This is a genomic window from Amycolatopsis roodepoortensis (assembly GCF_014873915.1).
GTDB lineage: Bacteria > Actinomycetota > Actinomycetes > Mycobacteriales > Pseudonocardiaceae > Amycolatopsis > Amycolatopsis roodepoortensis.
The window spans coordinates 45,605-69,567 of sequence record NZ_JADBEJ010000005.1 but is presented as its reverse complement, the minus strand read 5'-3'; the positions used below and the strand labels follow the sequence as shown (position 1 = coordinate 69,567).

The 23,963-nt window shown below is 69.3% G+C and carries 26 protein-coding genes; 12 read left to right on the top strand and 14 right to left on the bottom strand.

Annotated features, from left to right (window positions below):
• Positions 1-81: 81 nt before the first annotated feature.
• The 5 genes from H4W30_RS19760 (at position 82) to H4W30_RS19740 (ending at position 4,150) form a co-directional block, all read left to right on the top strand.
• Entirely contained in the window at positions 82-1,605 is a 1,524-nt protein-coding gene (locus H4W30_RS19760; protein WP_192744226.1) for a PucR family transcriptional regulator, read from the top strand.
• Positions 1,606-1,714: 109 nt separating this feature from the next.
• Positions 1,715-2,977 (top strand): NAD(P)/FAD-dependent oxidoreductase, encoded by a 1,263-nt coding sequence (locus tag H4W30_RS19755; RefSeq protein WP_192744225.1) that lies wholly within the window; start codon positions 1,715-1,717, stop codon positions 2,975-2,977.
• Positions 2,977-3,147, top strand: a complete 171-nt coding sequence (locus H4W30_RS19750; protein ID WP_192744224.1) for a hypothetical protein — start codon at positions 2,977-2,979, stop codon at positions 3,145-3,147. The genes H4W30_RS19755 and H4W30_RS19750 overlap by 1 nt, the downstream gene beginning before the upstream one ends.
• 90 nt (positions 3,148-3,237) lie before the next feature.
• Complete coding sequence (locus H4W30_RS19745) at positions 3,238-3,684, top strand: GreA/GreB family elongation factor (protein WP_192744223.1); 447 nt, start codon at positions 3,238-3,240, stop codon at positions 3,682-3,684.
• Between the two features lie 31 nt (positions 3,685-3,715).
• Complete coding sequence (locus tag H4W30_RS19740; RefSeq protein WP_192744222.1) at positions 3,716-4,150, top strand: DUF6389 family protein; 435 nt, start codon at positions 3,716-3,718, stop codon at positions 4,148-4,150.
• A 74-nt stretch (positions 4,151-4,224) separates the two neighbouring features.
• Here the strand turns inward: H4W30_RS19740 and H4W30_RS19735 are convergent, their stop codons facing one another.
• The 4 genes from H4W30_RS19735 to H4W30_RS19720 form a co-directional block, all read right to left on the bottom strand.
• Entirely contained in the window at positions 4,225-4,455 is a 231-nt protein-coding gene (locus tag H4W30_RS19735; protein WP_192744221.1) for a hypothetical protein, read from the bottom strand.
• Between the two features lie 74 nt (positions 4,456-4,529).
• Entirely contained in the window at positions 4,530-6,704 is a 2,175-nt protein-coding gene (locus H4W30_RS19730) for a xanthine dehydrogenase family protein molybdopterin-binding subunit (protein ID WP_192744220.1), read from the bottom strand.
• Complete coding sequence (locus H4W30_RS19725) at positions 6,701-7,663, bottom strand: FAD binding domain-containing protein (protein WP_192744219.1); 963 nt, start codon at positions 7,661-7,663, stop codon at positions 6,701-6,703. Before H4W30_RS19725 ends, H4W30_RS19730 begins: the two co-directional genes overlap by 4 nt.
• Positions 7,650-8,102: a (2Fe-2S)-binding protein gene (locus H4W30_RS19720; protein WP_192744218.1), complete on the bottom strand. Its 453-nt coding sequence runs from the start codon at positions 8,100-8,102 to the stop codon at positions 7,650-7,652. The genes H4W30_RS19725 and H4W30_RS19720 overlap by 14 nt, the downstream gene beginning before the upstream one ends.
• Positions 8,103-8,326: 224 nt before the next feature.
• Between H4W30_RS19720 and H4W30_RS19715 the strand changes: the two genes are divergently transcribed.
• A complete protein-coding gene (locus H4W30_RS19715; RefSeq protein ID WP_192744217.1) occupies positions 8,327-8,902 on the top strand; it encodes a TetR/AcrR family transcriptional regulator in 576 nt (191 codons plus the stop codon).
• Positions 8,903-8,921: 19 nt separating this feature from the next.
• Here H4W30_RS19715 and H4W30_RS19710 read toward each other — a convergent pair whose 3' ends face one another.
• Positions 8,922-9,503, bottom strand: a complete 582-nt coding sequence (locus H4W30_RS19710; protein WP_192744216.1) for a TetR/AcrR family transcriptional regulator — start codon at positions 9,501-9,503, stop codon at positions 8,922-8,924.
• Positions 9,504-9,550: 47 nt separating this feature from the next.
• Positions 9,551-10,513: a quinone oxidoreductase family protein gene (locus tag H4W30_RS19705; protein ID WP_192744215.1), complete on the bottom strand. Its 963-nt coding sequence runs from the start codon at positions 10,511-10,513 to the stop codon at positions 9,551-9,553.
• Between the two features lie 127 nt (positions 10,514-10,640).
• Between H4W30_RS19705 and H4W30_RS19700 the strand changes: the two genes are divergently transcribed.
• On the top strand, positions 10,641-11,093 hold the full coding sequence (locus tag H4W30_RS19700) for a nuclear transport factor 2 family protein (RefSeq protein WP_192744214.1): 453 nt from the start codon (positions 10,641-10,643) through the stop codon (positions 11,091-11,093).
• Entirely contained in the window at positions 11,090-12,286 is a 1,197-nt protein-coding gene (locus H4W30_RS19695) for an epoxide hydrolase family protein (RefSeq protein WP_192744213.1), read from the top strand. Before H4W30_RS19700 ends, H4W30_RS19695 begins: the two co-directional genes overlap by 4 nt.
• 10 nt (positions 12,287-12,296) lie before the next feature.
• Here H4W30_RS19695 and H4W30_RS19690 read toward each other — a convergent pair whose 3' ends face one another.
• Together H4W30_RS19690 and H4W30_RS19685 are read right to left on the bottom strand one after the other, a co-directional pair.
• On the bottom strand, positions 12,297-14,036 hold the full coding sequence (locus H4W30_RS19690) for a pyruvate dehydrogenase (protein WP_192744212.1): 1,740 nt from the start codon (positions 14,034-14,036) through the stop codon (positions 12,297-12,299).
• A 231-nt stretch (positions 14,037-14,267) separates the two neighbouring features.
• Positions 14,268-14,858, bottom strand: coding sequence for an isochorismatase family protein (locus H4W30_RS19685; RefSeq protein ID WP_192744211.1), 591 nt, complete (start codon positions 14,856-14,858; stop codon positions 14,268-14,270).
• 119 nt (positions 14,859-14,977) lie between these two features.
• Between H4W30_RS19685 and H4W30_RS19680 the strand changes: the two genes are divergently transcribed.
• A complete protein-coding gene (locus H4W30_RS19680; protein ID WP_192744210.1) occupies positions 14,978-15,952 on the top strand; it encodes a GlxA family transcriptional regulator in 975 nt (324 codons plus the stop codon).
• A 423-nt stretch (positions 15,953-16,375) separates the two neighbouring features.
• Here the strand turns inward: H4W30_RS19680 and H4W30_RS19675 are convergent, their stop codons facing one another.
• Complete coding sequence (locus H4W30_RS19675; protein WP_192744209.1) at positions 16,376-16,741, bottom strand: ArsR/SmtB family transcription factor; 366 nt, start codon at positions 16,739-16,741, stop codon at positions 16,376-16,378.
• A 243-nt stretch (positions 16,742-16,984) separates the two neighbouring features.
• On the opposite strand from H4W30_RS19675, the gene H4W30_RS19670 reads away from it, so the two are divergent.
• Positions 16,985-17,662, top strand: coding sequence for a hypothetical protein (locus tag H4W30_RS19670; protein ID WP_192744208.1), 678 nt, complete (start codon positions 16,985-16,987; stop codon positions 17,660-17,662).
• A gap of 14 nt (positions 17,663-17,676) precedes the next feature.
• Here the strand turns inward: H4W30_RS19670 and H4W30_RS19665 are convergent, their stop codons facing one another.
• From H4W30_RS19665 to H4W30_RS19650, 4 genes are all read right to left on the bottom strand, one after another.
• Entirely contained in the window at positions 17,677-17,826 is a 150-nt protein-coding gene (locus tag H4W30_RS19665) for a hypothetical protein (RefSeq protein ID WP_185927105.1), read from the bottom strand.
• Positions 17,827-17,964: 138 nt separating this feature from the next.
• Positions 17,965-18,771, bottom strand: coding sequence for a type I methionyl aminopeptidase (gene map, locus H4W30_RS19660; RefSeq protein ID WP_192744207.1), 807 nt, complete (start codon positions 18,769-18,771; stop codon positions 17,965-17,967).
• 80 nt (positions 18,772-18,851) lie between these two features.
• Positions 18,852-19,535, bottom strand: a complete 684-nt coding sequence (locus tag H4W30_RS19655) for an ABC transporter ATP-binding protein (RefSeq protein WP_192744206.1) — start codon at positions 19,533-19,535, stop codon at positions 18,852-18,854.
• Entirely contained in the window at positions 19,532-20,614 is a 1,083-nt protein-coding gene (locus tag H4W30_RS19650; protein WP_192744205.1) for an ABC transporter permease, read from the bottom strand. Before H4W30_RS19650 ends, H4W30_RS19655 begins: the two co-directional genes overlap by 4 nt.
• A gap of 171 nt (positions 20,615-20,785) precedes the next feature.
• On the opposite strand from H4W30_RS19650, the gene H4W30_RS19645 reads away from it, so the two are divergent.
• Positions 20,786-21,952 (top strand): sensor histidine kinase, encoded by a 1,167-nt coding sequence (locus H4W30_RS19645; RefSeq protein ID WP_192744204.1) that lies wholly within the window; start codon positions 20,786-20,788, stop codon positions 21,950-21,952.
• Positions 21,949-22,584 carry a response regulator gene (locus H4W30_RS19640; RefSeq protein WP_192744203.1) on the top strand — a complete coding sequence of 212 codons (636 nt, stop codon included), beginning with the start codon at positions 21,949-21,951 and terminating at the stop codon, positions 22,582-22,584. Before H4W30_RS19645 ends, H4W30_RS19640 begins: the two co-directional genes overlap by 4 nt.
• Before the next feature lie 188 nt (positions 22,585-22,772).
• On the opposite strand, the gene aztD is transcribed toward H4W30_RS19640, so the two are convergent.
• The gene (aztD, locus tag H4W30_RS19635; RefSeq protein ID WP_192744202.1) at positions 22,773-23,945 is read right to left on the bottom strand and encodes a zinc metallochaperone AztD; all 1,173 of its coding nucleotides are present in this window, start codon (positions 23,943-23,945) and stop codon (positions 22,773-22,775) included.
• Between the last annotated feature and the right edge of the window lie 18 nt (positions 23,946-23,963).

Sequence of the window (23,963 nt, the reverse complement as noted above, 5' to 3'; positions counted from 1 at the left end):
CGCAGTGTAAAAGGTTCTTAAACTCACAGTCAACGGGTGAACGCGTCGTGTCCGGCACCATTTGATGGCAGGGTCGCGGCCATGGTGACGCTGGATCGGCTCGTGAACGTCCTCGGTGGATACGGGGCGCGGCTGTGGTGCTGCCCGGTGTCGCGCGAGGTGGCCTTGCGCGATGTGGTGATGCACGACGCCGCGGACCCCCGCGACCTGCGCGGCGACGTCTTCCTCGCCGTCGGGACGGACTCGATCGCGACGGCCGTCGACCTGGCCGTCGCGGCGCACGCCTCGGTCGTCCTCGTCCGCGGATCGGCGCCGGACGAACGCGCCGAGAGCGACGCCGTCGCCGTGCTGCTGGTGGACCCGGACGTGTCCTGGGGCCAGCTCGCGGGCGTCGTCTACGGGCTCGTCCTGGAAGGCCGCGAGACCGAGTCCGGCCGCGGTCCGACCGACCTGTTCGCGCTGGCCGACAGCCTGGCGGACGCGCTCGGCAGCGCGGTGACCATCGAGGACCGGCTCTCCCGGGTCCTCGCCTACTCCAGCCGTCAGCACCTGGCCGACCGGGCACGGCTGGAGACGATCCTCGGCAGGCGTGTCCCGGAACCGGTCCGCGAGCTGTTCGAACGGCGAGGCGTGTTCGCGCATCTCGCGGAATCCGACGAGCCCTTGTTCGTCGACGCCGATCCCGAGCACGGGCTGACCGGGCGCATGGTGGTCGCCGTCCGCGCGGGCCGGGAGCTGCTGGGCTCGATCTGGGTGGAATGCGACCGGCCGCTGACCGACGCCAGGCGAGCGGTCCTGCGGGACAGTTCGCGCACGGTCGGCCTGCACCTCCTGCGCTCCCGGGCGAGCGCGGACCTGGAGCGGCAGGTCGAATCCGATCTCGTGATCCGGCTGGTGGAGGGAACGCCCGACGCGGCCGCCGTGCTCAGCAGGCTCGGCCTGCCTCCCGGCCGGTTCCGGGTGATCGCGCTCCAGGCCCATATCGGCGACGAGCGCCACGCCGCGCTCCTGCTCGCGTTCGAGCGGGCGACGACCGGTTTCGGCTGGTCACGGCCGGGCCGCAGCACGCTGTTCAGCAACACCGTCTACACGGTCCTGCCGGGGGACGACGTCGAGGCGGCCAGGGCATGGGTGCGTTCGATCCGCGAGGCGCTGCCCAGGCAGGTGACGATGCTGGCCGGGATCGGCGCGGGTGCGGCCTCGGCGGAACTGCCCGCCAGCAGGCTGGAAGCCGACGAATGTCTCGCGTTGCACGCCGTACGGCCGGGCACGGAATCCGCGATCGCCTACGACGAGGCCTGGGACGACATCCTCGTGCAACGGCTGCGGGCCGCCGCGGCGTCCGGCAGGGCACCCGCGCGCGGGCCGATCACCGAGCTGCGGCGGCACGACAGCGCCAACGCCACCAGCTACGTCGCGACGCTGCGCGCCTGGCTCGAAGCGCAGGGGGATCTCGCCGAGGCCGCCGAGCGGCTGGAAGTGCATCCCAACACGATCCGCTACCGGCTCCGGAAGATGGCTGAAGTGACCGAACTCCGCCTCGATCAGCCCGCGAAACGGCTGGCGATGATCATCGAACTGGCCGTGTCCGAACCGGCCCCTTGACCGTTCCGGCCAAACCGGCCCGCCCGGATTGTCGGAACCGGACAATCTCCACCGCCCGGATCCGAGCCATCCTGACCGCGACAGCACCACTCGTGCAGCGGAGGAATTCATGGGCGAGCTCGACCGGATCGACGGCGGCCCGCGTTCGGCGATCGTGATCGGAGCCGGCGTGGTCGGCCTGTCGACCGCGTGGTTCCTGCAGGAACGCGGCGTCGGAGTCACCGTGCTCGATCGCGAAGGCATCGCGGCGGGCGCGTCGTGGGGCAATGCCGGCTGGCTCTCCCCCGGCCTCGCGATCCCGCTCAACGAACCCGGCGTCCTGCGCTACGGACTGCGGACCCTGCTGGACCGGCAGGCCCCGCTGCACGTCCCGCCGTCCCCCGATCCGCGGCTGTGGTCGTTCCTCGCCCGGTTCGCCGCGAACTGCACCGGACGCTCGTGGACCCGCGCCGTCGAGGCGAACTCGCCCCTGAACGACGAGTGCCTGGAAGCCTTCGACGTCCTCACCGCGAACGGGGTGGACGCGCCGACCATCGAAGCGCCGATCACCGCGGCGTTCGAGACCGCGGACCAGGCCGCGGGCCTGATCACCGAACTGCGGCACATCGGTGAGACCGGGCAGGACATCTCCTGGACACGGCTCACTGCGGCCGAACTGGCCGACCGGTTTCCCCAGGCCACGTCCCGGCTCGGCGCCGCCGTCCGGATCGACGGGCAGCGCTACGTGGACCCGGGCCGGTTCGTCGAGTCGCTGGCGCGTGCGGTGGTCGGCCGGGGCGGCACCATCCGCCACAAATTCGAGGTCGCTTCGCTGCGGGCGTACCGCCACGCGCTGAGCGTGCGCTCGACGACGGGCCAGACGGTGAACGCCAACGCGGTCGTGCTGGCGACCGGGGCCTGGCTGGGTGATCTGGGCCGGAAGTGGGGAGTCAAGGTCCCTGTCCGCGCTGGACGCGGCTACTCCTTCACCGTGCCGACCGACCGCCCGGTGCCGGGCCCGCTGTACCTGCCGGACATCCGCGTGGCGTGCACGCCGTATCGGGGCGGTCTCCGCGTGGCCGGGACGATGGAGTTCCGGAAGCCGGACGCACCACTGGATCCGGCCCGGATCGCGTCGATCATCGCGTCGGCGCGACCCTTCCTCACCGGACTGGACTGGGAGCGGCGCACCGACGAGTGGGTCGGCTCCCGTCCGGTCACCACCGACGGGCGGCACGTGATCGGCGCGACGAGCACCCCCGGGCTCTACGTGGCGGGCGGGCACGGGATGTGGGGGCTGACCCACGGCCCGATCACCGGACGGCTACTGGCCGAGCACATCACCACCTGCAAGCAGCCGGAGGCCCTGCGTCCCTTCGACCCCCTTCGCTGATGGCTCCGGACAACGGAACGCCGGCCGACGAACAGTCCGAAGTGGACCGGCTCCGCGCCGAGAACGCGCTGCTGCGCGCGGAGAAGGACCTGCTGTTGAAGGCCGCGATCGGATTCGCCACCGACGCGGGCGCCTTCCAGCGGCGGTCTCGTGAACCCGAGACCCGCTGACCGAAGCGGGACTCATCGAAGGTCTGTGGGGGCTGGGTCCTTTCCGCGCCCGGCCCCCACAGACGTACCCACCGAAAGGCGATCACCACCATGTCAGGCCCTTGGCTGACCAAGGAAGCGCACGAGCGGCTGGTGCGCGAGCTCGCGACGTTGCGCCGCCCCGGCACCGACGACCGGTACGGCGACGACGAATTCGCGCACAAGACCCACCGGCAGGCACGGATCCGGCAGATCGAGGACATGCTGCGCGGCGCCGTCGTCGGGCAGGATCCTCCCGACGACGGGATCGCCGAGCCCGGCATGGTGCTCACCATCCGGTACGACGACGGCGACACCGAGACCTTCCTGCTCGGCACGCGGGACGAGGCAGGCCACGGCGAACTCGAGGTCTACTCCCCCGATTCGCCGCTCGGCCGCGCGCTCCACGGCGCGCAACCCGGCGACAGGCGGGAGTACCGCGTACCCAGCGGCGGGGCCGTGCGCGTCACCCTTCTCGACGCCAAGCCCTACGGGCGCCATCGGGAATCCGCGCACTGACGCTCGTCCTCGCTTCCGTAGATTGTCCTGTGTGGACCAAGACGAGTACCGCCGCCGGCTTGGCGACGTCCTCGACACGCGTTCCGAGGACGTCGCCACGCGGCTGAGGACGATAGTCGAGGCGATCGGTGACAACGTCGAGAGCCTAGAGATCGAGGTCTTCCCCGACCAGGACGGCGAGGGTACCTTCGACGTCTGGGCCCGGTTCGACGGCCCGGATTCCTACGTCCTCAACAAGCCGATCGACGACCAACGTCACTTGTTCGGCGTCGTCCATCACGAAACCGGCTGGGAGCCCGACGTGCCGCCACTCCCGCGCGGGATGTCGGCGGACGTCATCGTGGGCACGGTCGCCGAGTGGATCGACTCGGTCTGGACCCGGACGTTCGACCGGCCGACGGCGATTCCGGTGGCGGTGTCGTCCCCGGACGGCTACGGCGCGGCCGCCCAGATACCGCGGACATGACCGATGTGACGGCGCCGAGGAGACGAGCAGTCTGCTCGCTCGAACCTGCCTGGGCGGGCCCCGGTAGCGGCACTTCAGCGGTCTTGGCGACCTTCACGTTCGCGGAGGACGCGAGCCTCCCGGCGGCGCAGGTCGGCGCGTTCCGACCAGCCGTCGATCAGGTCGTACCCCGCGACGCACAGACCGAGCAGGCCGAGGATGCCGGTGATCACCGCGGCGGAGATCAGGTCCAGCACGGAACACAGCACGGCCGCGCCCATCAGGACGGCGCCGATGCCGAGATTCCACTTTCCGAAGCCGCTCATGCCGGCATGATGCCGCACGGCGGGTGCGATCGTGGAGATTCGGGACGGCATGTGTCCCGAATCTCCACGATCTCCTAGGCCTCGTTGAGAAGATCCTCGATCAGGATGGGAATGTGCCGGACCCGGATGCCGGTGGCGTTGTGGACGGCGTTCGCGACCGCCGCCGCCATCCCGACGATGCCGATCTCGCCCAGCCCCTTCGCGCCGACCGAGTTGTGCAGCGTGTCCGGGTACTCGACGAAGTGGACGTCGACCTCGGGGATGTCCGCGTTCACCGGGATCAGGTAGCTCGCGAGATCACCGTTGGCGTACCGCCCGTTCTCCTCGACCTCCAGCCCCTCGTGCAGCGCGGCCGAAACACCCCAGATCATGCCGCCGAGGATCTGGCTCCGAGCCGCCACCGGGTTGATGATCCGGCCGGCGTCGAACACCCCGAGCATGCGGGACACCCGGATCTCACGCGTCCACTTGTGCACGCGGACTTCGCAGAACTGCGCACCGAACGAGCTGAACGAATGTTTCGTCAACTCCTCGCCGGGCGCCGAAGAACCGGTCACGGACAACGACGGGCGGTCGAGTGTCCGCAACAGCTCGCCGAAGGTCATCGTCCGCTCCCCGGCCTGCACGCGACCGTCCGCGTAGGCGACCTCCATGCCTTCGAACGGCGCGCCGGGAGCGGACGCCAGTGCGAGCAGCTCGTCGATCGCCTTGACCGCGGCGATCATGATGGCCGTGCCCGCGCTCGCGGTCGCCGTGGAACCGCCGGACATGCCTCCGGGCGGGAGGCTGGAGTCGCCCAGCCGCGGCACCACCCGATCCGGCGGGATGTCCAGAGACTCCCCGCCCACCAAGGAAAGCACGGTCAGCAGGCCCGTCCCGGGGTCCGCCCCGCTGGTCGCGACGACGGCCGTGTCGTCGGGCATCAGGGTGATCCCGACCGTGGCCGGGAGCCGCAGGGCGGGGAACATGGCGGTGGCCGTGCCCATGCCGACGAGCCAGTCGCCGTCCGTGCGCCCCTGGGGTGCGCGATCCGCCCAGCCGAACCTGGCCGCGCCGACGCGGAAGCACTCGTCGAGGTGCTTGCTCGACCACTGCAGATCCTTGCCGGGCGGAGCGGTCGAATTGTTCCGCTGCCGCAGCTCGATCGGGTCCATGCCCAGCGCGACCGCCAGTTCGTCGATCGCGCTCTCCAGCGCGAAGGACCCCGGTGCTTCGCCGGGCGCCCGCATGAAGGTGGTCGGCGGGAGGTTGAGCGGCACGATCTTCTGGCTGATGGCCAGGTTCCGGGTGGCGTACCACTCGCGCGACGTGCCGTGTGACGTCGGCTCGACGAACGACCGGTCCATGGGCGTGCTGCACCACGAGTCGTGCCGCAGCGCGTTCAGCGTGCCGTCGTGCTCCGCGCCGAGGGCGATCTTCTGCACCGTCGCGGCGCGGCCGGCGGTCGCGGTGAAGACCTGCTCCCGGCTGAGCACGGCCTTCACCGGCTTGCCCAGCACCTTGGCGGCCGCCGCGGCGAGGAACGCCGGGGTGGCGGTCCGGCCTTTGCCCCCGAACGCACCGCCGACGAAGGGATTCACCGCGTGCACCTGGGACGGCTCCATGTCCAGCGCCATCGCGAGTTCCGCCGCCTGGATGTCGGAACCCTGGTTGCCGCTGTAGACGGTCAGGCCGTCGGGCCCCCACACCGCGACCGCGGAATGCGGTTCCATCGCGGCGTGGTGCTGAGGCGCGGTGGTGTACGTGGCTTCGACGACCACCGGGCTCTCGGCGAGCGCGTCCTCGATGGACTCGACACCTTCGGCGAGGACGGCCAGGGTCGACGGCACGCCTCGCGATTCCGGTGCGTCCTCGGCCGACGCGAGGCCCTCCTCGAACGAAGTCAGCGCGGGCCGGGTCAGGTAGGAGACCTCGACCAGCATCGCCGCGTCGCGCGCCTGCTCGTAGGTCTCGGCGACCACGAAGCCGATCGGCTGCCCGTAGTAGGTGATTTCCTTGTCCTGCAAGGGAACCCAGGTCTCACCCAGGAACGGCGTGGCCGGCGTGCGCAGCTCCAGCGGATCGAAGGGCGTGTACACGCCGAGCACGCCGGGTGCGCCCTTCGCCGCCGTGACGTCCATCGTGTCGATCTCGCCATGGGCGATCGTGCTGAGCACGACATAGCCGTGGACCAGTCCGGGGAAGGTGTGGTCCGCCCCGTACTCGGCCCGGCCGGTGACCTTCAGCGGCCCGTCCACCCGGCTGGTCATGAGCGGCTCCCCTCGCTCAGTTCGAGCAGCGCGCGGACGATGGTCCGCCGCAGCAACGAAGGCTTGAAGCCGTTCCCGGACAGCGGACGCGCGCCCTCGGCGGCGAGTGCCGCGGCTTCTTCGAAGGCGGCGACCGTCGCGGGCGCACCCCGCAAGGCCTCCTCGACCGCGGGCAGCCGCCACGGCACGGTGGCCACTCCACCGGCCGCGACCCGGGCGTCGACGACGCGGGAGTCCTCCACCCGCAGCGCGACCGCCGCGGAGCACAGCGCGAACTCGTAGGACTGCCTGTCCCGCACCTTGACGTAGGTGGAGTTCGACGCCCAGTCCAGCCGCGGTACCTCGACCTCGGCGATCAGTTCGCCGGGCCGCAGGTCGTTCTCGACCTCGGGGGTGTCGCCGGGCGTGCGGTAGAAGGAGCCCAGCTCGACGGTGCGGCTCCCGGTCTCGCTGACCAGGTGGAGCCGCGCGTCGAGGGCGACCAGTGCGACGGCGACGTCGCTGGCGTGGGTCGCCACGCACGAATCACTCGTGCCCAGCACGGCGTGCATCCGGTTGGCGCCGGAGATCGCCGGGCAGCCGCTGCCGGGTACTCGCCGGTTGCACGGCGTGGCGACGTCGCGGAAGTACGAGCAGCGCGTGCGCTGCATGAGGTTTCCGCCGATGCTGGCCATGTTCCGGATCTGCTGGGAGGCGCTGAGCAGCAGCGCACGGGAGATCGCCGGGTACACCCCGGGATGTCCGGCGATGTCGGCCATCCGCTCCAGCGCGCCGAAGCGGAGCCCGTCGGTGGTGTCGATGCCGCGCAGCGGTACCGCGTTGATGTCCAGCACCTGCCGCGGTGTCAGGACTTCGAGTTTCATCAGGTCGACGAGGGTGGTCCCGCCTGCCAGGAACGTGCCCGGCGAGCCGACCGCGCCTTCGACGGTCTCGGGGGCGAGCAGCTCAAAGGGACGCATCGGCCCTCCTCGCCTGCTCGACCGCGGCCACGATGTTCGGGTACGCCGCGCAGCGGCAGAGGTTGCCGGACATGAACTCCCGGACGTCCTCGACGCCTTGCTCGACGGCGGCGACGGCCGACATGATCTGCCCGGACGTGCAGAATCCGCACTGCAGGGCATCCTGATCGACGAACGCCTGCTGAACCGGATGCAATCCGTCCTCTGTGGACAGTGCTTCGACCGTGGTCACCGGCTGCTTCACGGTGGCGGCCAAGGTCAGGCAGGACAGCACCGGCCGTCCGCCGACGTGCACCGTGCAGGCGCCGCACTGCCCTCTGTCGCACCCCTTCTTCGGGCCCGTGACGGCGAGCCGCTCCCGCAGAGCGTCCAGCAGGGTCACCCCGGGATCGACACCGAGATGTTCCGTCCTGCCGTTGACTTCGAGTGAGATGTCCACTGGATCTCTTTCCGCAGATCGCCCGGGCCGGGCCCGGACGCGTAGGTTGAGGGGGTGGGAGTCCGTTCGCGATAGCTGAAGCGGATATTCATCCGCTTCGAATTTCAAGTTAGCGGATCACGATCCGCCCGGCAAGGTCGTGCCCGCTCCCGGAGTCGCTCCAGGTTTCCCGATCCTCTCGGCTACATTCAGCGGAGAACCGGAGCGGCGGACAGGAGGGGTAGATGACGACGGGTTCGGTCAATCCCCGGCGTGCGGACACCCGGCGCAACCACGAGCGCATCCTCGCCACCGCCGCGAAGTCGCTGGCGTGCTCCGGTGAAGTCTCGTTCAACGCCATCGCGAAACAGGCCGAGGTCGGCGTCGGCACGGTGTACCGACACTTCCCCACGCCGGAGGCCCTCATCCTGGCGGTGTACCGGCGCGAGGTGCGCCAGCTCGTCGAGATCGTGCCGAGCCTGCTCGAGAAGTACCCACCGGAGCAGGCGTTCCGGGTCTGGACGACCGACCACCTGGCGCACTACATGATGACCAAACGCGGCCTGGCCGACGCCTTGCGCGCTGCGGGCGCCTCACGCGGAGAGCTGCCGGCGGGGGCCTATCAGGACATGGTCCGAGCTGTCTCCACCTTGCTGCAGGCCAACGTGGACGCGGGCACCGTCCGCGCGGATCTGGCACCCGAGACCATCTTGCGCGGCCTCGGCGGTCTGCTCTACCTCGACCCGAAAAGCGAATGGCGGCGTGACGTCGCGAGCCTTCTCGACCTGCTCTGGCGCGGGATGGGCACCGGCCGAGCCTGACCATCCACAGTGGACGGCGTCAACCGCGCAAGTAGTCCAGGTACAGGTCGAGCGCCGCCTCGAGATGATCCGCGGAGCCGGTGGACATCAGGATCGTCACCCCGCCCTGGATCGCGGTGATCAACGCGGCCGCGGCGCGGACCGGGTCGACGTCATGGCGGATGTCCCCGCTGTCCCGCATTTCCTCGATGCCGGCCTGGATTTGACGTTGCCATTGCTCCAGCAGTTGCTTCGTGACCGCCTGCGCGGCGGGAGTGTGCCTGCCGATCTCGGTGATCAGCACACCGAGCGGGCAGTGCACCCCCTGCCGCCGGTAGCGCCGGACCACCACGTCACGCCATTTCCCCCACGCCTCCCACGAGGTCAACCGCCCGAGATAGGGCTGCTGATCCTCGATCACCTGCCCGGCTTCCCATTCGGCCACGGCGAGGAGCAGTTGTTCCTTGCCCTCCGGGAAGTAGTGGAACAACTGACTCTTGCCGGTTCCGCTACGGCGGCAGATATCGTCGAGGGTCGCCGCGGCGACGCCGTGCTCACGGATCTCGTCCGCCGCGGCTTCGATGATCCGCTGCCGCGTCGCGGCGCCCTTCTTCGTGAGCACGAAAGCCTCCCGGAATGTACTCGGCGGTCCATTGTCCCTTGTTGGCATCACGGCATCAGCAGCAGCTTTCCCGAAGTGCGACGGGACTCGATATCCCGGTGCGCCTGCGCCGCGTCGGCGAGGGCGTAGCGACCGCCGATGTACGGCGTCACCTGGCCCTTCCTGATGAACTCGAACAGCTCGTTCGCCCGCCGCACCAGCGCCTCGCGAGTGGGCACGTGGTCGACGACGGACGGATAGGACAACAGGATGCTGTTCGGCAGATCCGCCGGGTGGAACGTGGGATTGCCGTTCACCACCCCGTAGTAGGCGTGCACGCCGTGGCGGCGCAGCGCCAGCTGGGACGAATGGAACGTCGCCGATCCGCCTCCGTCGTACACGACCTGCGCGCCTTCGCCGCCGGTCAGCTCTCGAACCTGTCGCTCGAAGCCACTCTCGGCGGACACCAGCACATGGTCCGCGCCGGCCTTCTTCGCCACCGGGATCTTCTCCTCGCGTGACACCAGCCCGATCACGGTGCCGCCGCGAGTCTTGATCAGCTGGGTCAGGATGACCCCGACCCCGCCCGCGGCCGAGTGCACGACGGCCGTGTCGCCCGGCTGGATCGCGTACGTCTCCGTCGTGAAATGGTTCGCGGTCAAGCCTTGCATCAGGATGGCGGCCGCGGTTTCGTCGTCGATGTCGTCGGGCACCCGCACCAGCGACCGCGCCGGGATGGCGAGCCGCTCGGCGTAGGTGCCCTTGTGGTAGCGCCACGCGACGCGGTCGCCGACGGCGAAGTCGTCGACGCCCGGCCCCAGCGCCGTGACGATGCCCATACCTTCGACACCCAGCACGGTCGGGACCGACCAAGTGGGCAGCGGCATCTTGCGGGCGCCGGTGTCCATGAAGTTCACCCCGGCCACCCCCAGTCGTACGGCGACCTCGCCGTCGTTCGGCACCGGGTCCGGGAACTCCGTCCAGGTCATGACTTCCGGGCCGCCGTATTCGCTGATGTGGATCGCGTGCATGAGGGCAACGTAGGTCCGAAAAAATGTACCGGCAAGTACAGAAGCCATGCCCGAAGACTGTACTTGCCGGTACATTTTTTCGTCGGCATCCTCGGCCGGGTCAACTTCCCCGAACGAAGGAAAGCCGATGGACGACCTCGCCCGGCTGGTGGCGGTGGAGGACGTGCGACGCGTGATGGCTCGCTACGTCTACCGCGCCGACCACCATCGATGGGACGACCTCGCGGCCCTGTTCACGCCCGACGCGCCGTTCGTCGCCTCCACAGTGGACGGATCGATCCAGGCGCGGATGACCGGCCGCGCCGAGATCGCCGACCGGCTCAAGTCCCGCAACCACGCCGATTCCGTGCTGATTCACCACCTGTTCTCCAGCGAGATCGACATCGAGTCGCCGGATTCGGCGGCCGGTGTCTGGGCCATGGAGGACATCGTCACCACGCCACACGACGGCGAAATGCACGGCTACGGCCACTACCGGGTGCGCTTCACCCGGTCGGACGGCCGCTGGCTCATCACCGAACTCCGCATCACCAGGCTCCGCCTGGATTGGACCGACCCGCACAAGGAGAACCGATCATGACCCTCGAACCCTTCGTCATCGATGTCGAGCAGGACGTCCTCGACGACCTCCGGAGGCGGCTGAAAGCGACCAGGTTCGCGCCCGACCTGGACAACGAAGACGAGGCCTTCGGGCTGAGTACCGCTTATCTCAAACCGATCGTGGAGTACTGGGCCGACGGTTTCGATTGGCGGGGCGTCGAAGCCCGCTTGAACGAATACTCGCACCATCGCGTCGACGTCGACGGCACTCCGGTGCACTTCATCCGCGAGCCGGGGAAGAGCCCCGCTCCGATCCCGCTGCTGCTCATGCACGGCTGGCCATGGACCTTCTGGGACTGGAGCAAGGTCATCCGCCCGCTCGCCGACCCGGCCTCGCACGGCGGCGACCCCGCGGACGCCTTCGACGTCATCGTCCCTTCGTTGCCCGGCTTCGCGTTCTCCACTCCGCTGACGAACGGCAAGGAGAACTTCGTCAGCATGGCCGACCGGTTCCACACGCTGATGACCGATGTGCTCGGCCACCGGCGATTCGGGGTCGGCGCGGCCGATTACGGCGCGCTGGTCGGAGCTCAGCTCGGCCACAAATACGCCGGCTCGCTCCACGGCATTCACCTCGGCAACGAGATGCCGCTGACGATCTTCCAGGGCGAGCGCCACTGGGATCTCACCGGCGGTGCGCCGATCGACGGCCTGCCCGACATGGTCAACTTCGTCGACACGTACGTTTCCCATGTCGCGACGCATATGCTCGACGCGCAGACGATCACGCACGGCCTGAACGACTCCCCGATCGGGATGCTCGCGTGGATCCTCAAGCGGTGGAAGAAGTGGAGCGACCAGAACGGGGTCTTCGAGGACTCCTATCCGGTCGACCACATCCTCACCAACGCGACGATCTACTGGGTCAACCAGGCCATCGGCTCGTCGATCCGCGCCTACAAGAACGTCAACCGGCATCCGTGGCGGCCCTCGCACGACCGGACGCCGGCGGTCGAGGCGCCTGCCGGGTTCACCTTCCACCTCGGCGACGCCGCGCCGCCGGGAGCCCACGACCGCGAACGCCGCGTCGCCGCGTTCAAGGAAGCGGCCGGTCCCGTCTACGCGGACGTGCGGCAGGTGAACGTCCACGAGAAAGGTGGCCACTTCGGGCCGTGGGAAAACCCGGAAGCCTGGATCGAAGACCTGCGCGCCACCTTCCGCCCGCTGCGCTGAGTGGGCGGTCTCACGGCCGGGGAATGTTCCGGAGGTTGGCCCGGGCCAGGTCGATCATCCGGCCGACCCCGCCCTCGAGGACGACCTTGCTCGCGGCCAAGGCGAACCCGCCGAGCTGACCGGCGGTGATATGCGGCGGGACCGACAGCGCGTTCGGGTCCGTCACGACATCCACCAACGCGGGCCCGTCATGGCTCAGCGCTTCCTTGAGGGCCGCGCGTAGCCGGGTCGGGTCGGTGACCCGCTCCGCGCGCAGGCCCGCGCCACTGGCGATGGCGGCGAAGTCGACCGGACGGTGGTCGGTCTGGTAGTCGGGCAGGCCGTCCACCAGCATCTCCAGCTTCACCATGCCCAGCGAGGAGTTGTTGAACGTCACGATCTTGACCGGCAGGTCGTGCAAGGCCACGGTGAGCAGTTCGCCGAGCAGCATGCCCAGCCCTCCGTCACCGGACATCGACACGACCTGACGACCCGGATAGGCGAACTGCGCGCCGATGGCGTGCGGCAGCGCGTTGGCCATCGTGCCGTGCAGGAACGACCCGATGACCCGGCGGCGGCCGTTGGGAGTGAGGTACCTGGCCGCCCAGACATTGCACATGCCGGTGTCCACGGTGAAGATCGCGTCGTCCGCGGCGAGTTCGTCGAGAAGATCCGCGGCGAACTCCGGATGGATGGGCACGTGCCGTTCGACATTGCGCGTATAGGCGTCGACGACCTGCTCCAGTGTTTTGCAGTGATCACGCAGCATGCGGTCCAGGAACGTCCGGTCGGTCTTGCGCCGCAGGAGCGGCTGCACGGCCCGGAGGGTCTCCCGCATGTCGCCGTGCACCGCCAGTTCCAGTGGGGTGCGCCTGCCGAGGCGGGTCGCGTCGTGGTCGATCTGCACGGTCCTTGCCTGAGGAAGGAAGGAGTCGTAAGGGAAATCGGTGCCCAGCAGGACCAGCAGATCCGCATCGTGCATGGCACGGTAACAGGCGCCGTAGCCGAGCAGCCCGCTCATCCCGACGTCGTAGGGATTGTCGTACTGGATCCATTCCTTGCCACGCAGGCTGTGCCCGACCGGTGCCTGCACGGTCCCGGCCAGCTCCATCACCTCCGCGTGCGCGCCGCGCACCCCGGCGCCGGCGAACAAGGTGACGGTCTCGGCGTCGTTGATCAGCTCGGCGAGCCGGGCCACCTGGGGTTCCGGCGGCATGACCGTCCCGTGCTCGGTGACCGGCGTACCGGTGCCGGTGGGCGCGACGGCGTCGAGGTGCGCGACGTCGCCCGGCAACACCAGTACCGAAACCTCGCCGCGGGACAACGCATGCTGCATGGCGATCCGCAGCACCCTGGGCATCTGAGCGGGCCTGCTGATCTGTTCGCAATAGCCGCTGCAGTCGACGAACAGCCGCTCGGGATGGGTCTCCTGGAAGAACCCGGTCCCGATCTGGCCGGACGGGATGTGCGAGGCGAGCGCGAGCACCGGCGCACCGGTGCGGTGCGCGTCGTAAAGCCCTTGCACCAGATGGGTGTTGCCGGGTCCGCAGCTACCCGCGCACACCGCGAGCCGTCCGGTCAGCTGGGCCTCGGCGGCCGCGGCGAAGGCACCGGCCTCCTCGTTGCGGACATGGACCCACTCGATGCCCGGGGTGCGGCGGATGGCGTCGACGACGGGGTTGAGGCTGTCCCCGACCACGCCGTAGATCCGTTCCACCCCGGCCTGCACCAGGACCTGGACGAACTGCTCGGCGACGTTGGGCTTGGCCATCGGGACCCCTTCGATGCTTCGGCGGCGGACCACCCTCATGATCCACGTGCGAGCCCAACCCCGCAGGTTCTATTGAGGTAAGTCAAACGTGTCGTGCTCGTGGGCGAGGCGCCGGCGAGGTGAAGGCACTGGTGCCGACCCACGCCACCTTTGCCCTACCCCTCGAGCAACCAAGGGCGGCTTAGGTATCTACGTGGATTCGGGCTGCGGGGCGATCAAGGACCGCCCGTTCTAGCCGAGCTCTGCCGAGGAACCGACGACGACCGCGTAGAGATCACCGATCGTGGCGAGCGCCGCGCGGTGCTGGTCCACGGCGGTCACCGGACCGGCGACGGACGGAAGCGGGCGCGTGGCGCAGGCCGCGGCCACCACGGTCGGGTTGTTCCCGCGCAGGAACACGCCTTCCGCGGTGAACGTGACGCACATATGGGTCATGAACCCGGCCACCACGACGTCTTTGTGCCCGGCGGCATCCACCAGTTCCCCCAGGCGGGTCCCGACGAAGGAGTTCGGCGCGGTCTTCACCACGACCTCCTCACCCGGGCCGGGGGCGACACGCTCGTGGATCCGGCCGAGGTCCTGCCGGAGGTCGTACGGGCTGCCCTCGCCGCCGTCGTGCATGACGTGGATGACCGTCGCGCCCTCGGCGCGAGCGCGCGCCAGCAAGGTGGCCGCTTCGTCGAGCGCCGCCTCCCAGCCGTCGAGTTCCATCACGCCGCGGGTGTAGGTGTTCTGGTAGTCGACGAGGATCACGGTCGCGTCCGAGAGCGTCGCGGGGGTCGTCGGCAAGGTGCTGATTTCGCGGAGCGTGGTGCTGGTCATCGTGTGTTCCTTCGCTATCCGGTCGGTATGGTTACCATGATCGCTGACCCGATTCGATGGTGAGATACGGATTCGGGTCAGCTGTGGCCGGGATCGGCCGATATTCGCGGGAGGGATCGATGAGCGCTCCGAGTGTGGCCGTCCTGGCGTTCCCAGGGATCAGCCCGTTCCATCTCGCCGTGCCGTCCCTGGTGTGGGGACCCGAATCCCCGGCGGCCGACATGGAACCGTGGCCGATCACGGTCGCCGCCGTCGAAGCGGGCAGGCTCGCCACGAGCGCCGGTTATTCGATCGACGTGCCCGCCGGCCTCGGCGCGCTCGCGGAGGCCGACATCGTCGTCGTGCCGTGGTGGTCCGACCCGGAAACCTCGACGCCTGCACCCGTGGCCGCCGCGCTGCGAGCCGCGCACGAACGCGGAGCCATCGTCGTCGGGCTCTGCCTGGGAGCCTTCGCCCTCGCGGACGCCGGCATCCTCGACGGGCGCGCCGCGACGACCCACTGGAAATGGGTCGAAACCTTCCGGAGGCGCTTTCCTTCGGTGGAGCTGCGCCCCGAAGAGCTGTACGTCGACGAAGGCGACATCGTGACCGGCGCGGGCGCGACCGCCGGGATCGACACCTGCCTTCACCTCCTCGCCCGCACGGCCGGGCAGGTCGTCGCCAACGGCGTCGCCCGCCGGATCGTCGCCGCGCCGCATCGTCCCGGCGGCCAGGCCCAGTTCATCGAACTTCCCGTACCCGCCGCGGACGAGGATCCGCTCACCACCGTGATGAACTGGGTACAGTCCCGCCTGGACGCGCGGCACAGCATCGACGACCTCGCCACAAGGGCGCATATGAGCCGCAGCACCTTCACCCGCTCGTTCCGCGCCCGCACGGGGACCACGGTCCACAGCTGGCTTGTCGCACAACGCCTCGCGCGGGCACGCCAACTTCTCGAGACGACCGGGCTCGGCATCGACGCGGTCGCCGCGCAGTCCGGGTTCGGCACGCCTGCCCGTCTTCGCGAGCACTTCGCCACCGCGCTGGGCACGACACCGACGCGCTACCGGGTCGAGTTCTCCGCCACGGGTCCGGCACGCGGACCGCGGTAGCCGGGAGAAATCCTTTTCCCGCCGCGCACGGGAAAGTGGAATAATCATTTCCGCGAACCGGCGGGACTGCGTGCGCGCCCGGAAAGAGCCGTATCCCGCACTCGCCATTTCGCGTCGGTGAATAGCTCACCCCCGAGGGTGAGCTCAATCGAGTGCATTGTCCGGCGGAACTGGATCGAAGAAGCCGTTCCGGGGCAAGATGACCGGGCACGAAGACCGGGACGACGGAGGACCATGTGGAGCTGTGCGGAACCCCCATCTTCGACTCTCTGGTCGAAGAGACGAGAAGGGCAGCCGCCGGAAATGGCACGCTCCCCCGCGAGGACAATTCCGAATCGAGCGAGCCGCGCGTGGATGCCGGCGAGGAAAACAAATGACGATCATCCGACACTGTGAACGTTCTGAATAGCTCGCCGCCGATTCTCAGCCTGTTTCAGATGAATGCGCGTCACCGGGAACACCGGCGGAATTCTGCAGATCGTCGAGCAATCCCAGCTGGCCGGTGATGACCCCGGTGAGGATCCCGCGAGCGACGGCGAGCAGTTCGGCGACCGACGGACTGGTCAGGGAGTAGGAGACGGTCGTACCTTCCTTGCGCGGCACCACCAGGTTCGCGCGCCGCAGGACGGCGAGCTGCTGAGACAGGTTGGCGGGCTCGATACCGAGGTCGGCGAGCAGCTCCGAGACGTGGTGCTCCCGCTCGCTGAGAAGTTCGAGCACGCGGATCCGGACGGGGTGCCCCAATGTCTTGAAGAGCTCCGCCGTCGCCTGATACAGGGGACTGTTCATCGGCATCCCTTCCCCGCGGGTCCCGCCGTCCGCGCAACCTGATCGTGCCCGATTTCCGGAGTCGCCGAACCTCGGCCCGCACCGTTCGGGCAGGACCGCACCCGATCAGGGCATAAAAGCGTCCATAAATTGCATATTTATGCAAGTCTGCATATCAGAGAAGGTGAGAACACCTGTGAGTCACGGCATGCGGGATTCCGCGAGCCTCCTGTCGATCCCCCGGCCCGCCACGAGGTGCGGACGGTGACCACCCGCCACTCCATCCCCACCGCCGCCACCCGGGCTCACCTCGCTCTCGCCGCCCACGCGGCGGAACTGGCCGATCTCGCCGCGAACGCCGCCCGGGTCGACGCCGACGCGGAGCAGGACGCGTGCTCGACGCGGGATCATTCCGGTCTGATCGGGATGGCACAGCAGATCCTCGAAGCGGCGGTGGTCGCCGCACGGCTCGACGGGAAGACCTGGCAGGAGATCGCGTACCGGCTCGATGGAGCGACACCGAGGTCCGTGCGGACCCGATACTGGCCTTCGGTCGCACGATTCCGCGCGGATCCCTTTCCGTCACAGGACTCGCGCCGTGACGGCGTGCCCGAGCACACCGAGCGGACGGCCTTCCGCCTGCGCAGACTGCCGACTCCGGAACAGCGACCAGACGCCGGCGAGTCCGCGCCGGAACCGGCCCGTTCGCCGGCCGGGCACCTCGCCCTGGTCGCGATCCCGGCCGACCAGGGCGACGACGAAGCCGCGCGGGAGCCGACGGCCGCGGACGCCCGGCTGAAGATCGCGGAAAGGCTGGTCGCCGCCTACGAGCGGATCGCGACCAACGACCGGCAGCCACCGCAATGGATCCTCGACGGACTGGCCCACGCCCGCCGCACGGCCGCGGAACTCCGTGCTCACACGGGCGCGCCGCCTGAATGACCCTCGGCGGGAAGCTACACCGAGGTCGCGAGACCGGCTTCGCGGTCGAAGTCGTGCTCGTCCTCGGTCTGCGTCCGCGCCACCATCTTCGCGACCAGGTCGAAGATCGGCGTGGCTTCCTGCGGGAAGGTCACGCTCTGCTGGTTCGCGCTCTCGGCGATCATGAACCGCTACTCCTCAAGGGTGATGACTACAGCGACCGTTCACACTAACGGCCGTGCCGTGATGACGGGCCGTATTCGGAGTTTTCGGTCGAACGTCACTGAAGTCACCGGACGCGGACGTCGCGGTGCCGGACGGACTCAGGAGTCCTTCGCAGACACACGAGCGCCGGAGATCTCGTGCTCACGCCTGGTGAGCACCAGTGGAGCGCCATCGGTGATGGCAACCGTGTGCTCGGAATGGGCCGTGCGTGAACCGTCGGCCGAGCGGATGGTCCAGCCGTCGTCGTCGAAGACGATCCGGTCGGTCGTGCGGGCGAACCAGGGTTCGAGCGCGACGGTGAGCCCCGGCTGGAGCTTCAGGCCACGACCGGCCTTGCCTTTGTTGGGAATGTGGAGCTCCTCGTGCATGGTGCGGCCGATGCCGTGGCCGCCGAACTCGGTGTTCACCGGGTAGCCGTAGGAGCGGGCGACCGCCCAGATGGCCGCGGAGATGTCGCCGAGACGGTTGCCGGGACGCGCGGCCTCGATCGCCGCCTCCAGCGCTTCCTCGGTGGCACGGACGATCCGCAGGTCCTCCTCCGCGGGCGTCCCGACGATGACCGTGCGCGCCGAGTCGGCCGCCCAGCCGTCGATCTTCACGGCGAGGTCCGCGGTGAGCACGTCACCGTCGCGCAGCGTGTAGTCGTGGGGCAGGCCGTGCAGGACGGCGTCGTTGACCGCCAGGCAGATGACGTTGCGGAACGGGCCTTTGCCGAAGGACGGCGCGTAGTCCCAGTAGCAGGACTCCGCGCCGCGTCGCTGGATCATGCCGCGTACGTGGTGTTCCAGGTCCATCAGGTTGACGCCCACGTCCGCGAGGTCGCCGACCTCGGTGAGCACTTCGGCGACGAAACGCCCGGTCACGTGCATCCGCTCGATCTCGGCGGGCGTCTTCAGTTCGATCATCGGATCCTCGCGTCCCAGGGTTGGTATTATTATACCGGAACCCTAGCAGGTGGCGGTATAATAATACCAACTGACTCCCATCAGCCGACCGGAGAAGGGCTGCCCAGCCGTCCGTCGTGCACTTCGACGATCCGGTCCACCGCGGCGAGATGCAACCGATCGTGCGTGACCAGGACGGTGGCGGTCGACCGCTCACGCGTGAGGCCGGCGATCAGCTCGATGACCGCGGCGCCGCGGTCGTGGTCGAGGGCGCTCGTCGGTTCGTCGATCAGCAGCACGATCGGTTCGTTCATCAACGCGCGCGCGATGTTCACCCGCTGTCGTTGACCACCGGAAAGCTGGTGTGGGCGGCGTCCCGCCTGCGCCGCGAGCCCGACGGCGTCCAGCAGGTCCATGGCCACACCGCGTGCCCCGCCCGCGGAGCGGCCGTCGATCCGGGCCATGACCTGAAGCTGTTCGGCGGCTGTGAGGGCGGGCAGCAGATTCGGCTGCTGGAAGACGATCCCGATCTTGCGGCGGCGGAGTTCGGCGAGTTCGCCGCGGGTCAGGCCGGTGGTCGTGGTGCCGTCGACGGTGACGGTCCCCCGGTCCGGGGTGATGAGGGTCGCCGCGACGGCGAGCAGGCTGGACTTCCCGGAGCCGGAGGGCCCCGCGACGGCGGTGATCGTGCCGGGCGGGACGTCAAGCGTGACGTCGTCGAGTGCGGTGAGGCGGGTGTCGCCGTCGGGATAGGTGAGGGTGACGCCGGTCAGGTTCAGGCTCATCGGGCACTCCCCAGTGCGTTCAGCGGGTCGACGGAAGTGATGCGACGGACGGAAAGCGCCGCGCCCAGCGCGCCGAGCAGGATCATCACGGCGGACGGCACGAGCACGGTGGCCGGAGTCAGCAGGAAGGGCACGGCGGAGCCGGCGACCGCCGTGCCGAGCCCGACGGCCAAGCCGGTTCCGATGGCGGTGCCGCCGACGAGAAGGACGATGGCCTGGCCGAGCGCGTCCTTCAACAGGAAGGCGGTACTAGCCCCCAACGCCTTGAGGACGGCGATGTCACCGCTGCGCTGGATGGTCCACACGGTGAAGAAGGCGCCGATCACGAGGGCGGAGATGGCGAACAGGAAGCCACGCATCAGTTGCAGCGAACCGTTTTCGGACGTGTACGAACCGATCGCGGACAGCGAGTCGCTCTTGGAGACCGTCGTCGTGCCGGCGGCGAGGTCGGTGGCGGCGAGATCGGCGTCGGCCGTGGTGGTCAGCGCGAGCACCGTCGCGCTCGGCTCGCCGCCGGTGGGTGGCGCCGTCTTCGCCCAGACGTCGAGGTTTGCCCAGATCACCGGCGTGTGGCTGAACCAGGCGTCTCCCGCCACGGCCGCGACCGTCAGCGGGTTCCCAGTCACGGTGATGGTGTCCCCGCTCCGGACGTTCAAATCGTCGGCAGCGGACGTTGACAGCACCACCGAGTCGCCGGTGATCTTCGCGCTCTCCGGGGCGAGCACCGAACCGGGCCGGACCCCGAAAACGGAGATCCCGGCGCTTCGGCCGCCCGCGGTGGCCTTGGTGGTGGCTATGCCCAGCGGCTCGGCCGCGGTGACGCCCGGCGTCTCGGCCCACTGCCGTCGTTGTGTTTCGGTGACAGCGGAATTGGCGTAGGAGAGGCTCTGCCCGGCACCGGGGGCCGCGAAGACGATCTTGTCCGCGGGCAGGCCGGTGATCGCGGAGATGTTCTGCTCGCCCAGCCCCGCGGTGAGCCCGGACAACAGGCCGACCAGCAGGGTGATCAGCACGACGACGGCACCCATCAGGGCGAACCGTCCTTTGGCGAATCTCAGATCTCTCCAGGCGACGAACACGGCTCGGGTCTGTCCTCTCGGGGCGGTGGGCTGGCTACCTCTCCACCATCGCCGCCGGTGACCGCGCCGGCATCCGGCCGGAGATGGCACTTCGCCCGCCGGAAGACGGCACGCCGCCTCTACCTTTGGATAGAGGCGCGCGCCGATCCCGCTCCGTAATCTGGACGCACTGTGACCGCCGCGCCCGCTTTGACCCCGACCAGCCGGGTGCTGACCTGGTGTCTGCATCTGCTGCTCGTCGCCCTGCTCGCTCTGGCCGCCGTGCGGGCGGTGGCGGACGGCTCAGCCGGAGCGGGAGCGATCGTCGCGGCGGCGGTGACGTGCGCCGTGGTGTACGCGGCTGGCCCGCTTCTGCCTCGCGTCCGGACGTCCCGGCGGGCCGCCCTGTGGTGGCTGGTCGCGGTGGGGGTCGTGTGGCTGGTGCTGTTGGTGCTGACCGCCGACGGTGTCTGGGTCGCCTTCCCGCTGTACTTCCTGCAGTTGCATCTGCTGCCGCGCCGTCAGGGGCTGGTCGCGGTGTTCGTGACCGCGCTCGCGGCGATCACCGCGTTCACCGCCCACCAGGGTGCCTTCGTTCCGGCGGCGGCGATCGGCCCGGCACTCGGCGCCGCCGTCGCGGTCGCCGTCGTCTGGGGTTATCAGGCGCTGTACCGCGAAAGCGAACGACGCCGGGACCTGATCGAGGAGCTCACCGCCACCCGCGCCGACCTGGCCGAAGCCCAGCACGAGGCGGGAGTGCTCGCCGAGCGGGAGCGGCTGGCCCACGAAATCCACGACACCCTCGCTCAGGGACTGTCGAGCATCCAACTTCTGTTGCGTGCAGCGGAAAGGACGCTGCCCGATACCGCGGGGAACGCCGCCCGCTACGTCGAACAGGCTCGTCAGGCCGCCGCCGACAACCTCGCCGAAGCCCGCCGGTTCGTCGTCGCCCTGTCCCCTCCCGCGCTCGACGACACCACGCTGGCCGACGCGCTGGATCGACTGTGCGCCACCACCAGCGCCCGGCACCGGATCACCGCACGCTTCCATGTCGACGGCGACGTCGTTCCCCTGCCGACCGCGCACGAGGTCGCGCTGCTGCGCATCGGCCAGGCGGCCCTGGCGAACACCGTCCGGCACGCCGACGCGTCCACCGCCGAAGTCACCTTGAGCTACGGCGGCGAGCACGTCACCCTCGCCGTGGTCGACGACGGTGTCGGCTTCGATCCGGAACACAGCGGCTTCGGGCTCACCGCGATGCGCACCCGGATCGAAGCGCTGAACGGAATCCTCACCGTCGAGTCCTCCCCCGGCCACGGCACCACCGTGTCCGCGCGACTGCCCAAGGAAAGCCCGTGACCGAACCCCCGATCCGGCTCCTGCTTGCCGACGACCACCCCATCGTCCGGGCCGGTCTGCGTGCCGTACTGGAAACCGAACCAGGTCTCGTGGTCTCGGCCGAAGCCGCGACCGCCGAGGAAGCGGTGGCCCGGGCCGCCGAAGGCGATATCGACGTCGTGCTGATGGATCTGCGTTTCGGCTCCGGAATGACCGGCGCCGAGGCCACCGCGGCGATCACCGCGCGGCCGGACGCTCCCCGCGTCCTCATCGTCACCACCTACGACACCGACGCGGACACGTTGCCCGCCATCGAAGCGGGCGCCACCGGCTATCTCCTCAAGGACGCACCTCCCGAGGATCTGGCCGCCGCCGTGCGGACCGCCGCCGCCGGGCGCACCACGCTCGCCCCGACCGTCGCCGACCGGCTCATGAACCGGATGAGGATGCCCGCCACCGCACTGACGCTGCGCGAGATCGAAGTCCTGGTCCTGGTCGCGGACGGCCTGTCCAACCGGGCCATCGCGGACCGGCTGCACCTGACCGAGGGCACGGTGAAATCCCATCTGGCCCGCAGCTACACCAAACTCGGCGTCGATTCGCGCACCGCCGCCGTCGCCACCGCGACGGACCTCGGGCTGATCCGGCGCTGACCGGCAGGGCTGACCGGCTGTCCGTGAGCAGTCACAGCGGCTGCGCGTGAAGGCCCCCTTCCCTCGGCTCAGCCGAGGAAACTCGACCTTCACACCTTCCCGAAGTACATGAAGGACCCCTTCCTTGCGCCAGGCGCAAGGAAGGGGTCCTTCACGTACTGGGAGGCGGAGTCAGCCCGGCCAAAAGCTCAGTGGCCGAGGACTCCGCTGACCTCGTTCGGCGCTCCCGGAATCGTCCCGGTCGCGGTCTTGGTCCCGGACGCGAGGTCCACCGAGTGGATCTCCTTCTTTCCGGGATCGGTGACGTAGGCGGTTCCGCCCCGGACGAAGATCGCCGGGCGCGGCTGCTGCCACTCGATCGGCTCCTGCCAGGTGCCGATGACGGCGATCTTCCGCTGCACCGCACCGCTCACCGGGTCGATCACGTGGATCTGGCCGTCGGTGCCCAGCACCAGGGCCTCCCCCTGAGGCCCGCGGGCCAGCGACCGGAAGGTGTAGCTGGTCCCGATGTCGACGTGTTTGAGCGTGGCCTTCTCGGTGTCGATCAGCGAGATCCGGCTCGGGCGTTCGAGCTCGGCCGCTTCGTCGACCTTGTAGTCGCCCAAGGTGATCGGCGAGACGTCCGAGCCCGCCTGGTTGCCGATGCGACCATACGGATCCGGGCTGGTCACCTTGGTGATGACGCCGTTGCGGTAGATCAGCGCACCGGTCTGGCATCCGACCACGACCGCTTCACCGCGCGCGGCGGCTTCGCCGTGCACGCCGGGGCACTGCTCGTTACGCGCGATCTCCTTCTTGTCCTTGTCCAGCACCACGATCCCGGACCGCTTGTCCTTGTCGCCGACGGTGGTGAGCAGTTCGCCGTTCGCGAGTTCGACGGCCACGCCGTGATGTGCTTCGGGCGTCTTGTACTTCGGCGCGGGGAGCGCCGCGGTGCCGATCGTCTTCGGGTCGAAGACGGTCACTTCACCGGTTCCGTCGGCGAACAGCACCGTCTTTCCGGCGTGCCGGACGACGTGCCCCGGCTTGGCCGCCTTCACCTCGTTGTCCGTGAGCACGGCGCCGACGGCGTCGAGGACCCGGAATCCGGTGGAGGTCGAGACCAGGAGGTGCCGGTCGTTCCCGGCGGGGTTGAGGCGGTTGAAGCCCTCCAGCGGGAGGTTCTTCGCCACCTTCAAGGTCTTCCCGTCGAGCAGGACGATCCCGCCGTCGTAGGTGACGGCCAGCGGATCGGCGACGACCGATGCCGGAGCCGCGTCCTTCGCGGGCTCCGCCGCCGGCTGTTCGGTCCCGCAGGCGGCGAGCGCGAGCGTGCTCGCCGTCGTCGCCATCAGCGCGAGATATCGGGTCTTCCGTGCCATTTTTCCTGTGCCTTTCGT

Coding starts and splice junctions, on each gene's coding strand:
- H4W30_RS19695 (WP_192744213.1), top strand. CDS start 11,090: ATGACCCTCGAACCCTTCGTCATCGATGTCGAGCAGGACGTCCTCGAC.
- H4W30_RS19750 (WP_192744224.1), top strand. CDS start 2,977: ATGGCTCCGGACAACGGAACGCCGGCCGACGAACAGTCCGAAGTGGAC.
- H4W30_RS19735 (WP_192744221.1), bottom strand. CDS start 4,455: ATGAGCGGCTTCGGAAAGTGGAATCTCGGCATCGGCGCCGTCCTGATG.
- H4W30_RS19745 (WP_192744223.1), top strand. CDS start 3,238: ATGTCAGGCCCTTGGCTGACCAAGGAAGCGCACGAGCGGCTGGTGCGC.
- H4W30_RS19725 (WP_192744219.1), bottom strand. CDS start 7,663: ATGCGTCCCTTTGAGCTGCTCGCCCCCGAGACCGTCGAAGGCGCGGTC.
- H4W30_RS19700 (WP_192744214.1), top strand. CDS start 10,641: ATGGACGACCTCGCCCGGCTGGTGGCGGTGGAGGACGTGCGACGCGTG.
- H4W30_RS19760 (WP_192744226.1), top strand. CDS start 82: ATGGTGACGCTGGATCGGCTCGTGAACGTCCTCGGTGGATACGGGGCG.
- H4W30_RS19705 (WP_192744215.1), bottom strand. CDS start 10,513: ATGCACGCGATCCACATCAGCGAATACGGCGGCCCGGAAGTCATGACC.
- H4W30_RS19690 (WP_192744212.1), bottom strand. CDS start 14,036: ATGGCCAAGCCCAACGTCGCCGAGCAGTTCGTCCAGGTCCTGGTGCAG.
- H4W30_RS19685 (WP_192744211.1), bottom strand. CDS start 14,858: ATGACCAGCACCACGCTCCGCGAAATCAGCACCTTGCCGACGACCCCC.
- H4W30_RS19680 (WP_192744210.1), top strand. CDS start 14,978: ATGAGCGCTCCGAGTGTGGCCGTCCTGGCGTTCCCAGGGATCAGCCCG.
- H4W30_RS19730 (WP_192744220.1), bottom strand. CDS start 6,704: ATGACCAGCCGGGTGGACGGGCCGCTGAAGGTCACCGGCCGGGCCGAG.
- H4W30_RS19755 (WP_192744225.1), top strand. CDS start 1,715: ATGGGCGAGCTCGACCGGATCGACGGCGGCCCGCGTTCGGCGATCGTG.
- H4W30_RS19675 (WP_192744209.1), bottom strand. CDS start 16,741: ATGAACAGTCCCCTGTATCAGGCGACGGCGGAGCTCTTCAAGACATTG.
- aztD (WP_192744202.1), bottom strand. CDS start 23,945: ATGGCACGGAAGACCCGATATCTCGCGCTGATGGCGACGACGGCGAGC.
- map (WP_192744207.1), bottom strand. CDS start 18,771: ATGATCGAACTGAAGACGCCCGCCGAGATCGAGCGGATGCACGTGACC.
- H4W30_RS19665 (WP_185927105.1), bottom strand. CDS start 17,826: ATGATCGCCGAGAGCGCGAACCAGCAGAGCGTGACCTTCCCGCAGGAA.
- H4W30_RS19715 (WP_192744217.1), top strand. CDS start 8,327: ATGACGACGGGTTCGGTCAATCCCCGGCGTGCGGACACCCGGCGCAAC.
- H4W30_RS19655 (WP_192744206.1), bottom strand. CDS start 19,535: ATGAGCCTGAACCTGACCGGCGTCACCCTCACCTATCCCGACGGCGAC.